Below are 13,429 nucleotides of genomic sequence, written 5' to 3'. Positions count from 1 at the left end.
ACCCATTTTGTCTCAGGAAAATATCGCTCATTCCGTGCCCGTTGTCGGCGTAGGCTCTTCTGCTGGTGGCCTGGAAGCTCTGCGCGAAATGCTGAGCGCAGCCGATGTGCCGACCGGGCTTGCCTTTGTGGTGGTGCAACATCTTGATCCGCACCATGAAAGCATGCTGGCGGAGCTTCTGGACCGGCACACGAAGCTGGATGTGCTGCAATGCGAGGGTGGCGAAGCCATCACGGCTGATACGGTTTTCATCATCCCTCCGGGCAAGGGGCTGAGCATCGAACAGGGACGCCTTGTTCTCAACGATTTTGCGCAGCCACGCGGCTTGCGCCGTCCCATCGATGATTTCTTCATATCGCTGGCAAACGACCAGCAATCGAATGCGGCCTGTGTCATTCTGTCTGGCACCGGGGCTGATGGGTCGACTGGGCTGCGCGCCATCAAGGAAAATGGTGGCCTCTGCGTGGTTCAGGAGCCTTCGACCGCCAAATATGACGGCATGCCGGTTTCTGCGACAGGCACCGGGCTTGTGGATTTCGTGAAGCCACCGCAGCAGATCCTGTCCTGCATTGGCGGGTTTTTCTTCCGCAAGAACCAGAGTGCGGAAGAGCGGGAACGCAATGACGTTGCCGACATTGTCGATGACCTGTGCGCAGCGCTTCGCCGTACCATCGGTCATGATTTCGCCGGTTACAAGCAGACCACCTTCGTGCGGCGGGTCGAGCGGCGCATGCATGTGCTGGGCATCAGCCGAGGCTATGAATATCTACAGCGCGTCCAGCGCGACCACGACGAATGCGAGGCGCTGTTTCGTGATCTTCTGATCAATGTGACCCGGTTTTTCCGGGATCGCTCATCCTTCGACGTGCTGAACGAACATGCCATTACGAGCCTGATGCAGGATTCTGCCGGCAGCCAGGAGGGCGTACGGGTCTGGATACCCGGCTGCTCCAGCGGCGAGGAAGCCTATACGATTGCCATTCTGTTTGCGCAGGCCGCCAAAACCCTCAACCTGCCATGCAATGTCCAGATTTTTGCGACCGATATTGACGAAAGCATGCTGAGGATTGCGCGGGAAGGTTCATACCCGATCGCGCAGCTGGCCGACATACCGCATGAATTGCAGGAGCAATATGTCATTCCGCACAAGGAGCGGTTCAATTTCGTTGGCCAGATCCGCGACATGATCCGGTTTTCTGGCCACAGCCTGATCAAGGATCCGCCTTTTTCCAAGGTCGATCTGGTCTCCTGCCGCAACCTGCTGATCTATTTTGACGACAAGTTGCAGAAAACGGTCATGCCGCTTCTGCATTATGCGATCCGCCCGGGCGGCTTCCTGTTTCTCGGCTCTTCAGAAACCGTGGGACGGTTCGACAACGTGTTTTCCGTCATTGACCAGAAAGCCAGACTGTTCGAGCGCCTTCCCGGCTCTCCGACATACCCTATTCCGCTGCCCGGCGAGCAGAATGCCAGACGGTCAGCGACATCGCGTGGACAAGTGCCCCGCACGCCTGAGCCAATCGAGCAACTTGCCGCATCCAAGCTGCTTGAGCGCTATGTTCCGGCAAGCGTGGTGCTGGACAATGACGGGCAGATCGTTGCCGCCTATGGGCGCCTGAGCCGCTTCTTCGAATTTCCGACCGGCGCCAGCGAAACCAGCGCGGCGGCGCTGGCGCGGCCCGGCGTGCGGGAAAATCTGGGTGCTCTGGTGCGGCAGGCGCGTGCCAGTGGCAAGCGGATCATTGCGCGCAATGTGGATGTGCTGACGGATTTCGGGTCTCTGAAGACAGAGATCATCTGCGACCCTCTCGACGGCGACACCTGCCTGCTGGTTTTTCAGGAAACATCGGTGTTTACGCCTCTGGAAGCCAGCGAGCTGGTGGAGCTGGAGCCGGGCGACGACCATGTCGAGGCGCTGGAACGGGAACTGCGTTTGGCAAAGCACAGGCTTCGCTCGGCCACCGAAGAGCTGGAGACGGCCAATGAGGAGCTGAAAAGCTCCAACGAAGAAATGATGTCGATGAACGAGGAGCTTCAATCGACGAATGAGGAACTATCGACCGTCAATGACGAGCTGAAGACCAAGGTCGATGAGGTGACGGTTGCGAATACGGACCTGCGGAATTTCTTCGATTCCACCAGTCTTGCCGTCATCGTGCTGGATAGCGGCATGCGGCTTCGCTCCTATACGCGTGCGGCGACCGCGATATTCCCGTTGCAGCCGACAGACCGTGGCCGCCCGCTGTTTGAGGTGGCGAGCCGGTTCCCGTCTCTCGACTTTTCCACACGCGTCCACGCCGTGATGGAAGACGGCGTTGAATATAACCAGACCGTCAATGACAGCGAGCAGGAGCGGACATTTTCGCTGCGCATTCTGCCCTATCGCACCGCCGATGGCACGATAGACGGTGCAACCATCATCATGACCGATATTTCGCACGCGCTGCGCGTTGAAAGCCAGCTGAACGCCGAACGGGAGCGGTACCAGCTTGCAATCGAGGCGGCGGGTATTGGTGTGTGGGAATTCCTGCCTGACCGTGGCGAATTCGTGCTGGGCGGGACGGCGATGGAGCTGCTCCAGACCCGCGACGGAACACCGGCACTTCAGGCGGTGCTGGAAAGCTTCAGCGACACAGACCGCCAGCAACTGCGCAAGGCGCTGGAAACAGCAATCGATGACCATACGGGGTTCGAGCTGACATCCCGCATCACCAGCCATGACGGCCAGCCGCGCTGGCTGAAAACCTTTGCCCGCCATGTGAACGAAAGCAACCCCGGGCGGGTGATTGGCGTGAGTGTGGATGTGACCGCCGAATACGAGCTTTCCGAAGCCCGCGAATTGATGCTGAACGAGATGAACCACCGCGTCAAAAACCTGTTCGCGATGATTGGCGGCATTCTGCGCATGGCAGCGCGCAAGCACGAGTCAGTGGGTGGGTTGGTGCAGGATGTCGAGGGCCGTATTCTGGCGTTGGGGAGCGCACATTCGCTCGCTTCCAACCAGAAACGCACATCTGCGGTGCGCATTCATGATCTCATCGAAACAATTCTGACGCCCTATAACCAGCACGCGACAATGGACATCAAGGGCGGTGAGCTTTTGATCTCCGTCAACTTCATCACGCCGCTGACGCTCATTCTTCACGAATGGTCTACGAATGCCCTCAAGCACGGCATTTTGAGCAAGCCGGATGGCAAGCTGCACATTCATTGGGAAGAAGCTAATGAAGAGATTCGTTTGATATGGAACGAAATCGGCACTGAGGCCGTTGAGGCCCCAGGAGAAGCTGGATTTGGAACAGTTCTTCTGGCTGGCGCTGCGAGGCAACTCGGGGGCACAGTCTCAACTGATATCGTTGGAGAAGGGCTGACCCACACTCTGACGATGCCGATCAAGGTTCGACATGTCGCATAAAACAGTACTGCTTGTTGAAGACGAAACATTCGTGGCAATGGATATCCAGATGACTCTCGAAGACGAGGGTTGGACCGTTGCAGGACCATTTCCCAGCACGGCTGAAGCGCTTTCCTATCTTGAAGAGAACAAGCCAACCTGCGCCATTCTGGATGTACGGCTGGTGGATGGCGACGTATTTCCTGTGGCCGACAAGCTCAGAGATACCAACATTCCCTTCGTGTTTCATTCCGGCCATGCCGATGGCCGCACGTTGGAGCAGGTCTATCCACAATCCGCCTTCTGTCCTAAGCCATGTCTGCCGACCAGCCTCGTCAAAGAGGTGAACCAGCTCGTGACACAGATCGAGCCTCTCAGACGGGCTTGCTGACCTTTTCTCGCTTTAAAAATTAGCGTTCTGGAATTCTTCCTTGTCTCGCCTGTCATGTCGGGCGACAAAAGCGCCTCGATGTGAGGAGTGCGGACGATGGACGAGATGCAAGCCGGGCAGAGCCACCTTCTGGAACGGGAACACAGGCTTCAGATCCTGACATGGGAACGCCTGCCCGAAGACATCGACACGCCAGCCCAACGCGCCGTCAAACACCACCTTTCAAAAGTTGCCGGAGCCGATATAGCGCAATCCGCCTATGTGGCGCGGGACGCCCAGATTTTCACGTCCCGGCTGAAACTGGGCGAACGGTCCTGGATTGCGGGCCATGCCATCGTGCGTGGTGACGTCGAGTTTGGTGCCAATTGCAGCGTAAACCCCTATGCCTGCATTTCCGGCAAGGTGCGCTGCGGCGATGGTGTTCGCATTGCATCTCTCGTTTCCATTGTCGGTTTCAACCACGGTTTTGATGATCCCGACGTGCCGATCTATCAGCAAAAACATGAGATGCTGGGCATCACCATTGGCGACGATGTGTGGATTGGCGCGAATGCCGTTATTCTCGATGGCGTGACCATCGGAAACGGTGCCGTCATCGCTGCCGGTTCCGTTGTGGTGAAAGACATTCCCGACATGGCGATTGCTGGCGGTGTGCCAGCCAAGGTCATTCGCAAACGGGGCGAAAAAGCCGCTTCCATAAAATCGCGCCGCAGCGAGGTTTCTGAAGCCTTGCAGCGGGTTGGCAAGGCCGGAGCTGCGCAGTGGCGGACCATTGTGGAGCGGGCGAAAACCGATGGCCGCTATCTTTCGCCGGGCGCAAATGGTGTTCCCCATCAAAGCCTCAGACATGAATGTGACGCCATTGAAATAGCCGCAGGCTTTGGTAGCCTGCCCATGGGCGATGAGGCACAGGAACTGGTGACGAGGCTGCGGGGATTTCAGGACCCGGCCACCGGGTTTTTCCCCGATCCATTTTTGCCGCCAAAGCCGGGCACCGATATTTTCGAGGATTCTGCAGCGCTCTACAATGTGCTGGCTATCGGCTATGCTCTGGAGGTTCTGGGGTCTCATCCACACTATGCCGTGACAGCAGCGCAGATGGACACGGCATCTCTTTGCAGATGGCTCGACAGCTTGCCATGGAGCAACCGCGCCTGGCGGTGCGGGGACCGGATCGATGCCATCGGCACTGCGCTTTATTTCAATGCACGCTATTTCGGGGTCGCAACCGGCAGGGAAGCCCTGTTCGGCTGGCTGACCATGCATACCGACCGGACAACGGGACTGTGGGGCAAGCCGACGGCGACGGAAGGCCTGCTGCAACCCGTCAACGGCTTTTACAGGCTGACACGCGGCACCTATGCCCAGTTTGGCTTGCCGGTGCCCTACCCCGAGGCCACGATCAATTCCGTCATCACAAACTATCGAAACTACGGTGGCTTTTCGGGCGAGACCTTTACGGCATGCAATCTGCTCGACACGGTCCACCCGCTCTTTCTGTGCCTCAAGCAGACGGATGCGAGGAGGCCAGACGCAGAAGCAATTGCAGATAGCGTTATTCTGCGCTGCGCCGAGATGTGGCAGGACAATCAAGGTTTTGCCTTTGCCAGCGGCCAGCAACCCGGCCTGCAAGGCACGGAGATGTGGCTTTCGACACTGCACATCGCCGCTGACATTCTGGGGATGGCCGATGAGTTTGCTTTCGTGCCAAAAGGTATCCATCGCACACAGGCTGTGGGTCTGGGATTATAGAGGCACCTTCGCACCAAAAGCCTTGAGCACTGGGCGTTGCGGCGGTGACGGACTGGGAGAGAATAATGAAACTGCCACGCACGATTGAACCAACGTTCAGACAACTCATCGATGTCCCACTGAAAGTCGGTGAATCACCCGTTTGGGATGAGCGGACAGGGGATTTATGGTTTGTCGATATTCCGACGCCCGCCGTCTTTTGCCTTCGCCGTGGCGGCAAGCTGGACCGTTTCGAGATGCCGGCTCCGGTCGGCTGTCTTGGTCTGTGTGAAAGCGAGATGATCGTTGTCGGTCTTCAAAAAGGCGTGCACCTTCTCGACCCGGCCAATGGTCGGCTGGAACTGTTGTGCGACCCCGATGAGGGGCGGCCTGACAGCCGTCTGAACGATGGTAAAATCGGGCCGGATGGGCATTTCTGGGTGGGGACACGCGATGAGGCGGTGCCGCCGACGGCCAATGCACGGCTTTACCGTGTCGCGCCAAATGGTGATGTGCAGCGTAAGATCGATCAGAACATGTTCACATCGAACGGCTTGGCCTGGAGCCCGGACGGGCAGAGAATGTACCACTCAGATAGCAGTGGTCTGCTGCTTCAGGTTTTCGATTTCGAGCCACAGACCGGAGAAATTGGCCCTGCAAGGCGCCTGCACGATTTCAAAGACGGCGAAGGTAGGCCCGATGGAGGGGCGACCGACAGCGAGGGTTTCTATTGGAGTGCGGGCGTTCAGGCTGGAAAGCTGAACCGCTTTTCGCCGGATGGTGAGATCGTTGAAATCTACACCTTTCCGTTCAAGGGGCCGACAATGCCCTGCTTTGGTGGACCGGATTTAAAGACGCTCTTTGTCACCAGCCTCACAACGGAAAATGACGGCACCAGCGTGGCTGGAACCGTCATTGCATTTGATGCACCTGCGCCCGGAGTACCGGTTCACAGGTTTGCGAGGTAATCTCTAGAGAACCCGCGGAATGTCGTCATTTTCATCCGGGTTGGGATTGGGGAAGGTGTCCGGCAAAGTATCTGGTTCCGGCTCTTTTACGGGCGGAACATCCGGCTGGGGAGCAAGCGGCGGGACATCGCCCGGAATGGGCTCGACGGGTAGAACTGTCATCGGTTTTCACCTCACAAATTGCTACGGGCAGTCAGTGTCTCACATCGCCCCATGGTCCACTTTCGTTCGCCACTTCAGGTCCAGTTGAACTCTGTCCTGCCCGTCTTGCAGTCTCATGAAGTAAACGTCGGCAACCCCTGGGGGTTCCAAACAGATTGACGATCAGGCGAAGCCAAGAGAGCCACGGGCCACTTTCCGGCTGTTGCCGTAATCGCGAATATGCGCTTCATGACCCGGCTCAGGAGTTGTCGTGCGGGCGGCCTGAAGCTCTGCCATTTGCAGGAAAGCGTCGGCATAGGTGCCAGTCTCATCATCCGAGACGGTGGTCACGCGAGGTGTTTTCAAGAAATCGAACATGGCTTCCTCCCATTTGACATCTCAACGCTTCGATTGGTGCCCGCGTTCCCTCCAGACCGGCACCAAATCATCCGCGAGACCACAATATAGCATGTCCGCTTGATAATCCGTTACGCTGCTCCGCTCAAATTTTCGTTCAGTGGGCCAGATGATTGCCGCAGAACAAGATCGACGGGCCAAAGCTCCTGACATTCGCTCACCGGGCGCCCCGCAATGATCTGCAGCAGCAGGTCCGTTACGCGCTCCCCCGCCTTGCGCTGGGACGAACGGGTGGTTGAAAGCGAAGGCAGCATGCTTTCAGGCGTGAGGTAGGGAAACACGTCGTCATGCGCAATCACCGATACATCCCGGCCAATGACGAGGCCGAGCTGGCTTGCCGCCCGGTAGACACCCTGAGCCGTCATCATCGCGCCTGCCACAAATGCCGTCGGGCGGGAGGCCTGTTCCAGAAGGGAGCGGGCGAACTGGAAAGCCGTTTCCTCGCTAAACGGCCCTGACATCATCAACCGTGGATCCGGCGCGATATCCATCAACGCCAGAGCATCGCGGTAACCCTTCTCACGATCAATGACGAAGGTTCTGCCCTGCGGGCCGTTGATGAACGCTATTTTCCGGTGTCCGCGCTCCAGAAGATGAACCGTGGACAGGTGGGCAACCGCGTGGTTGTCGATATCCAGCCAGGCATGTTCAAGCCGCGTTTTCGAGCGCCCATGGACGATGAAGGGAAGCCCAAGCTTGTGAAGCAGTTCAATGCGTTCGTCATCGGGACGCGGCGAATGAATGATGATGCCATCCACCCGCCCGCTTTCGGCCAGACGGCTGAAGATTTTAAGCTCCTGCGCCATGTCATTGTCCGTCGTGACACTGACGAGCATATCGGTGTCTTCCGTCTCCAGACGCGTGGCCATGCCGCCCATGAATTCGGAAAAGAAATGCCCGCCGCCACTGCGCCCCATCACAACGCCGATGGCCCCTGCCCTGCCCGTCGCCAGGCGAACGGCATTCGCATTTGGCCTGTAGCCATACTTGCGGGCAGCCTCGGCCACGCGGTCGCGGGTTTCCTGGCGCACTTCCGGGTAGCCGCCAAGCGCGCGGCTGACCGTGGTAGGCGACAACCCTACTTTTTCGGCAAATTCCTTGAGCTTCATCATCCCCCCGTCTTCTACTGAATGCGATCATCAGAAAAAAGATTCAAGCGCAATAATTGAAATCGCTTTCAATTTTTATTCAATTGATCATGAGGTTACGCCCATCAATCGCCTAGGCCTCAACATAAGGCGCCAGAAATGAAGGATATTCAACTCTTTGGACACCTATTGACAGACAAATGAGAATTTGTCAGCTTCCGCAAGTCGAAAGCGCTTTCAATTTTGGGAAAAGATTGGGCGCGTCATGGAGGAGGTTTGACAATGGGTGATTCAATGAGAGTGATTGCGCTGTGCAGCGCCGTGCTGGCGGCAGGCGTATCTGCGCAGGCTGCCGAGATTTCGATGGCCGCGAATTCAACCGGCAAAAATCTGAATTTTATCCGCGAGCGGCTGGTGGAGTTTGAAAAACAGAGCGGCCACACGGTCAAGCTTGTGACCATGCCACCATCGTCAAGCGAACAATTCAGCCAGTATCGCCTGTGGCTTGCCGCTGGAAACACCGATGTTGACGTGTACCAGACAGATATTGTTTGGGCCCCGCAGCTGGCGGAGCAATTCGTAGATCTGACCGACGCCGCCAAAGACGTCGTCGCCAAGCATTTCCCTTCCGTCGTCGCGTCCCAGACAGTCGATGGCAAGCTGGTTGCTATGCCGATGTACACGGATGCACCTGCACTCTTCTACCGCAAGGACCTGCTGGAGAAATACGGCAAGCAGCCACCCAAGACCTGGGCAGAAATGTCGCAGACCGCCAAGGAAATTCAGGACAAGGAGCGCGAAGGTGGCCAGAAGGACATGTGGGGCTTCGTGTTTCAGGGCAGCGCCTATGAGGGCCTGACCTGCAACGCGCTGGAGTGGATCGCATCGGCGGGCGGCGGGCGCATCGTTGAGACCAATGGCGATATCAGCATCAACAATGAGAAGGCGGCAGCGGCTCTGGAGATGGCCAAAAGCTGGATCGGCACGATCTCTCCGCAAGGCGCGCTTGCTTACAAGGAAGAGGAAGCACGCGGCATCTGGCAGACGGGCAATTCCGTGTTCATGCGCAACTGGCCCTATGTCTATGCGCTGGGCAATGGCGATGACAGCTCCATCAAGGGCAAGTTCGGCGTCGTGCCACTTCCAGCGGGAACCGAGGGCGAAGAAGGCGCGTCGACTCTGGGCGGCTGGAATGCAGCGGTTTCGAAATATTCGAAGAACCAGGAAGCTGCGATTGCTCTGGTGAAATTCCTTGGTTCCGAGGAAACGCAGAAGAAGCGGGCGATCGAGCTTTCCAACATGCCGACCATCGCGTCGCTCTATGACGACAAGGATGTGGCCGCCGCGCAGCCTTTCATGCCACTGTGGAAGCCGATCTTCGAGACCGCCGTGCCGCGCCCATCGGCGGCAGCCAAGGTGAAGTACAACGAGGTTTCCGCCAAATTCTGGGGCGCTGTTCACAACACGCTATCTGGCACCGGCACCGCTGCCGAGAACCTCGAACTTCTCGAAGTCGAGCTGACCGATCTCAAGGGAAACAGCTGGTAATCTGGCGCATCGAGGTCAAGCGCCTTTCACCGGCCGCTTGACCTCTTCAGCAATGGTGGACATCCCTGATGAAAACGATACCCCCTGACAGGCCCTCGGCCTCGGCAGGCTCCGACCTGCATTCGCAGCGTCTGCGCTCTGCCTGGTTATTTCTCGCCCCGACATTTCTGACGCTGGCGCTTGTGGCTGGCTGGCCGCTGGTTCGTACTGTGTGGTTCAGCCTGACGGATGCGTCGCTGACCAATCTATCCGACGCGCAATTCGTCGGCCTCAAGAACTATCTCTCGTGGATTACGCTGAGCAGCGGTCGCACCATCTATCGCGGCCTTCTGGCAGATGCGGCCTGGTGGGCAGCCGTGTGGAACACGTTGAAGTTCACCATGCTTTCGGTTTCGATCGAAACCGTACTGGGCCTGATCGTCGCGCTGGTCTTGAATGCGGAGTTCAAGGGTCGCGGGCTGGTGCGGGCCGCCATTCTCATTCCATGGGCCATTCCGACCATCGTTTCGGCCCGCATGTGGGCCTGGATGCTGAATGACCAGTTCGGCATCTTGAACGATATGATTCTCAATCTTGGCCTTATATCGCAAAAGATTGCATGGACCGCCAACCCTGAGACAGCGATGACCGCGGTGCTGATCGTGGACGTCTGGAAGACCACACCCTTTATGGCGCTGCTGATCTTGGCCGGTTTGCAGATGGTGCCGAAGGATATGTATGAGGCCGCCAAGGTCGATGGCATCCACCCCATCAAGGTGTTCTGGCGTGTGACCCTGCCGATGATCCGCCCTGCTTTAATGGTGGCTGTCATCTTCCGCATGCTGGATGCCATGCGGGTCTTCGACCTCATCTATATTCTGACACCCAACAATTCGCAGACCAGAACCATGTCTGTCCTTGCCCGCGAGAACCTGTTCGATTTCGACAAGTTCGCCTATGGCGCGGCTGCATCCACCATGCTGTTTCTCATCATCGCGTCCATCACCATCATCTATATGTGGCTTGGCCGGGTTAACACGGATGGAGGAGCACGATGACAGCTTCCAGCTTCATCAAGACGACGGCGTTTTATGCGCTTGTCGCCATTATCGTGATCGTTGCGATCTTTCCGTTCTATTACGCGATCCTGACCAGCTTCAAGACAGGGACGGCGCTGTTTGAGATCAACTATCTGCCGAAGAACATATCCTTCAGCAATTACAGCGACGTGCTGGGCAATGACAGCTTTCTGCGCAATCTGGGCAATTCGCTGCTGGTTGCAACATGCGTCGTGGTTCTGTCGCTGTTTCTGGCCGTGACGGCAGCATACGCACTGGCGCGTGTCCGCTTCAAGGGACGCTCGCTTCTGTTGCTGACGATCCTGTCCGTCTCGATGTTTCCGCAGATCGCGGTTCTGGCCGGATTGTTCGAGCTGATCCGCTGGGCGGGTGTGTTCAACACGCCGCTTGCGCTGATCTTCTCCTACATGATTTTCACGCTGCCCTTTACGGTATGGGTGCTGACAACCTTCATGCGTGATCTGCCGATGGAAATCGAAGAGGCGGCGATTGTCGATGGGGCAACGCCCTGGGTCATCATCACCCAGGTGTTCATGCCGCTAATGTGGCCTGCATTGGTCACGACAGGGCTTCTGGCCTTCATTGCCGCGTGGAACGAGTTCCTGTTTGCGCTGACCTTTACGTCATCAAACGACCAGCGGACGGTGCCGGTGGCCATCGCTCTTCTATCGGGCAGTTCGCAATTTGAAATTCCATGGGGAACGATCATGGCGGCTTCCGTCATCGTCACCGTGCCCCTCGTCATTCTCGTTCTGATCTTCCAGCGGCGCATCATTTCCGGCCTCACGGCTGGTGGCGTCAAGGGTTAGGAGACTTTTTCATGACCAGCATAAAACTGCGCAATATCAAAAAATCCTTCGGCGCTTTCGATGTCATCAAGGGCATCGACATGGATATTCACTCAGGCGAGTTTATGGTCTTTGTCGGCCCATCCGGCTGCGGCAAGTCCACGCTTCTGCGGCTGATCTGCGGGCTGGAGGAAATCACCGGCGGCGAGCTTTCCTTTGAAGACGAGGTCGTCAACCGGCTTGCGCCCGCACAACGCGGTGTGGCCATGGTGTTCCAGTCCTACGCGCTTTACCCGCATATGACCGTGTTTGAGAATATGGCCTTCGGCCTGAAACTTGCCGGATCGAGCAAGGACGAGCGGCGCAAACGGGTGGAAGCGGCAGCAGATATGCTGCAATTGACGCCTTACCTTCAACGCCTGCCTAAACAGCTTTCCGGTGGCCAACGCCAGCGCGTGGCCATTGGTCGCGCCATCGTGCGCGATCCGAAGGTCTTCCTGTTCGATGAGCCGCTGTCCAACCTTGATGCGGCGCTGCGCGTGGCGACCCGTCTCGAAATCGCCAAATTGAACCGCACTATGCCTGACACGACAATGATCTACGTGACCCACGATCAGGTGGAAGCCATGACGCTGGCAGACAGGATTTGCGTGTTACGAGATGGCCGTGTGGAACAGGTGGGTACGCCGCTGGAGCTTTATGAAGCACCTGTTAACACATTCGTCGCAGGCTTCATCGGATCTCCGAAAATGAATTTTCTGACCGGCAAGCTTGCGGAAGCCTATGGTGCACATACCGTTGGCATCCGGCCCGAACATATCACGGCAACAGACGGAACGGGCGGCTGGACAGGCGATATCGTTCATGCGGAAATGCTGGGGTCTGACACCTATATCTATGTCGATATGGGCACGGAAGAGCCAGTTGTCGTGCGCGAAGAAGGCGTGTCCGCCCGGCAGGCCGGGCACAAGCTCACACTGGCACCATTGGCTGAACATATTCACCGCTTCGACGCGCAGGGCAATGCGCTGCCCGGAACCCGTTCGCGTGCCGCATAGTTGAACAACCATCTTCACCGGGCGGCTGTCCAGCCGCGCCGGTTCACCAGGGAGCATAGACATGACCATCAATACCGTCGTCTGGGGCGAGAATATTCACGAGCATATCAATGAGACAGTTGGTGCGCTGTACCCCAACGGCATGCACACGGCGATTGCGGACGCCCTCAACAAGGAACCCGAGATCAACGCGACGACAGCCACCCTTCAGGAACCAGAACACGGGCTTTCGCAGGAGCGGCTAGACAAGACAGACGTGCTGATCTGGTGGGGCCACAAGGACCATGGCGCGGTTGACGACGAGATCGTCGAGCGCGTGGCAAAGCGCGTCTGGGAAGGCATGGGCCTCATCGTGCTGCATTCAGGCCACTTCTCCAAGCCCTTCAAACGCCTGATGGGCACACCTTGCGCGCTGAAATGGCGTGAGGCGGGTGAGCGCGAGCGCATCTGGACCATCAACCCCCGCCACCCGATTGCGGCAGGTTTGCCAGAACATTTCGAGCTGGAGAACGAGGAGATGTATGGCGAGCAGTTTTCCGTCCCCGAACCGCTCGAAACCGTCTTCATCTCCTGGTTCCAGGGTGGTGAAGTCTTCCGCTCGGGCCTCACATGGCGGCGTGGCGCGGGCAACATCTTCTATTTCCGCCCCGGCCACGAAACCTACCCCACCTATCACGACGCCAATGTGCAAAAGGTCATCAGCAATTCCGTGAAGTGGGCCTATAATCCCGCCGGCGCGCTGAAGACCATTCACGATGCGCCCAACGTGCCGGTGGACGAAGCACCGGAAAAAATCGAGGAGCGCGGTCCCAAGCTGCACTCCGCTGGCGAAGCAGGGTACAGGTAA

General features: G+C 57.6%; 12 protein-coding genes. 9 read left to right on the top strand and 3 right to left on the bottom strand.

Going from position 1 to position 13,429, the window contains the following annotated elements; genetic code table 11:
* The first annotated feature begins 7 nt into the window (after positions 1 to 7).
* The 4 genes from IFT53_RS16550 (at position 8) to IFT53_RS16535 (ending at position 6,484) form a co-directional block, all read left to right on the top strand.
* Positions 8 to 3,415, top strand: a complete 3,408-nt coding sequence (locus IFT53_RS16550; RefSeq protein ID WP_244656351.1) for a chemotaxis protein CheB — start codon at positions 8 to 10, stop codon at positions 3,413 to 3,415.
* Positions 3,405 to 3,785, top strand: a complete 381-nt coding sequence (locus IFT53_RS16545) for a response regulator (RefSeq protein WP_042616761.1) — start codon at positions 3,405 to 3,407, stop codon at positions 3,783 to 3,785. The genes IFT53_RS16550 and IFT53_RS16545 overlap by 11 nt, the downstream gene beginning before the upstream one ends.
* 96 nt (positions 3,786 to 3,881) lie before the next feature.
* Entirely contained in the window at positions 3,882 to 5,537 is a 1,656-nt protein-coding gene (locus IFT53_RS16540) for an acyltransferase (RefSeq protein ID WP_192065967.1), read from the top strand.
* 65 nt (positions 5,538 to 5,602) lie between these two features.
* Positions 5,603 to 6,484, top strand: coding sequence for an SMP-30/gluconolactonase/LRE family protein (locus IFT53_RS16535; RefSeq protein WP_192065969.1), 882 nt, complete (start codon positions 5,603 to 5,605; stop codon positions 6,482 to 6,484).
* Positions 6,485 to 6,487: 3 nt separating this feature from the next.
* Here IFT53_RS16535 and IFT53_RS16530 read toward each other — a convergent pair whose 3' ends face one another.
* The 3 genes from IFT53_RS16530 to IFT53_RS16520 all read right to left on the bottom strand — a co-directional run bounded on the left by IFT53_RS16530 (position 6,488) and on the right by IFT53_RS16520 (position 8,151).
* Positions 6,488 to 6,646, bottom strand: coding sequence for a hypothetical protein (locus tag IFT53_RS16530; protein ID WP_192065971.1), 159 nt, complete (start codon positions 6,644 to 6,646; stop codon positions 6,488 to 6,490).
* A 162-nt stretch (positions 6,647 to 6,808) separates the two neighbouring features.
* Positions 6,809 to 7,003 (bottom strand): hypothetical protein, encoded by a 195-nt coding sequence (locus tag IFT53_RS16525; protein ID WP_192065973.1) that lies wholly within the window; start codon positions 7,001 to 7,003, stop codon positions 6,809 to 6,811.
* Between the two features lie 110 nt (positions 7,004 to 7,113).
* On the bottom strand, positions 7,114 to 8,151 hold the full coding sequence (locus IFT53_RS16520) for a substrate-binding domain-containing protein (protein ID WP_192066293.1): 1,038 nt from the start codon (positions 8,149 to 8,151) through the stop codon (positions 7,114 to 7,116).
* A 273-nt stretch (positions 8,152 to 8,424) separates the two neighbouring features.
* Here IFT53_RS16520 and IFT53_RS16515 point away from each other — a divergent pair, with 273 nt between their 5' ends.
* The 5 genes from IFT53_RS16515 (at position 8,425) to IFT53_RS16495 (ending at position 13,429) form a co-directional block, all read left to right on the top strand.
* Positions 8,425 to 9,678 carry an ABC transporter substrate-binding protein gene (locus tag IFT53_RS16515; protein WP_446737685.1) on the top strand — a complete coding sequence of 418 codons (1,254 nt, stop codon included), beginning with the start codon at positions 8,425 to 8,427 and terminating at the stop codon, positions 9,676 to 9,678.
* Between the two features lie 68 nt (positions 9,679 to 9,746).
* Positions 9,747 to 10,715: a carbohydrate ABC transporter permease gene (locus IFT53_RS16510; RefSeq protein WP_192065977.1), complete on the top strand. Its 969-nt coding sequence runs from the start codon at positions 9,747 to 9,749 to the stop codon at positions 10,713 to 10,715.
* Positions 10,712 to 11,545 carry a carbohydrate ABC transporter permease gene (locus IFT53_RS16505; RefSeq protein ID WP_192065978.1) on the top strand — a complete coding sequence of 278 codons (834 nt, stop codon included), beginning with the start codon at positions 10,712 to 10,714 and terminating at the stop codon, positions 11,543 to 11,545. Before IFT53_RS16510 ends, IFT53_RS16505 begins: the two co-directional genes overlap by 4 nt.
* A gap of 11 nt (positions 11,546 to 11,556) precedes the next feature.
* On the top strand, positions 11,557 to 12,582 hold the full coding sequence (locus tag IFT53_RS16500; RefSeq protein ID WP_192065980.1) for an ABC transporter ATP-binding protein: 1,026 nt from the start codon (positions 11,557 to 11,559) through the stop codon (positions 12,580 to 12,582).
* A gap of 61 nt (positions 12,583 to 12,643) precedes the next feature.
* Positions 12,644 to 13,429, top strand: a complete 786-nt coding sequence (locus IFT53_RS16495; RefSeq protein WP_192065982.1) for a ThuA domain-containing protein — start codon at positions 12,644 to 12,646, stop codon at positions 13,427 to 13,429.

The sequence above is a fragment of the Rhizobium sp. CFBP 13644 genome, assembly GCF_014842165.1.
In the GTDB taxonomy this organism is placed as follows: Bacteria; Pseudomonadota; Alphaproteobacteria; order Rhizobiales; family Rhizobiaceae; genus Agrobacterium; species Agrobacterium tumefaciens_C.
Note: the sequence above shows the minus strand (reverse complement) of the source record. Positions and strands in the feature narration are given on the sequence as shown.

What these genes read in the sequence shown, in the direction of transcription:
- IFT53_RS16545 (WP_042616761.1), top strand. Translation starts at nt 3,405, where the DNA reads ATGTCGCATAAAACAGTACTGCTTGTTGAAGACGAAACATTCGTGGCA.
- IFT53_RS16540 (WP_192065967.1), top strand. Translation starts at nt 3,882, where the DNA reads ATGGACGAGATGCAAGCCGGGCAGAGCCACCTTCTGGAACGGGAACAC.
- IFT53_RS16535 (WP_192065969.1), top strand. Translation starts at nt 5,603, where the DNA reads ATGAAACTGCCACGCACGATTGAACCAACGTTCAGACAACTCATCGAT.
- IFT53_RS16530 (WP_192065971.1), bottom strand. Translation starts at nt 6,646, where the DNA reads ATGACAGTTCTACCCGTCGAGCCCATTCCGGGCGATGTCCCGCCGCTT.
- IFT53_RS16525 (WP_192065973.1), bottom strand. Translation starts at nt 7,003, where the DNA reads ATGTTCGATTTCTTGAAAACACCTCGCGTGACCACCGTCTCGGATGAT.
- IFT53_RS16520 (WP_192066293.1), bottom strand. Translation starts at nt 8,151, where the DNA reads ATGAAGCTCAAGGAATTTGCCGAAAAAGTAGGGTTGTCGCCTACCACG.
- IFT53_RS16515 (WP_446737685.1), top strand. Translation starts at nt 8,425, where the DNA reads ATGAGAGTGATTGCGCTGTGCAGCGCCGTGCTGGCGGCAGGCGTATCT.
- IFT53_RS16510 (WP_192065977.1), top strand. Translation starts at nt 9,747, where the DNA reads ATGAAAACGATACCCCCTGACAGGCCCTCGGCCTCGGCAGGCTCCGAC.
- IFT53_RS16505 (WP_192065978.1), top strand. Translation starts at nt 10,712, where the DNA reads ATGACAGCTTCCAGCTTCATCAAGACGACGGCGTTTTATGCGCTTGTC.
- IFT53_RS16500 (WP_192065980.1), top strand. Translation starts at nt 11,557, where the DNA reads ATGACCAGCATAAAACTGCGCAATATCAAAAAATCCTTCGGCGCTTTC.
- IFT53_RS16495 (WP_192065982.1), top strand. Translation starts at nt 12,644, where the DNA reads ATGACCATCAATACCGTCGTCTGGGGCGAGAATATTCACGAGCATATC.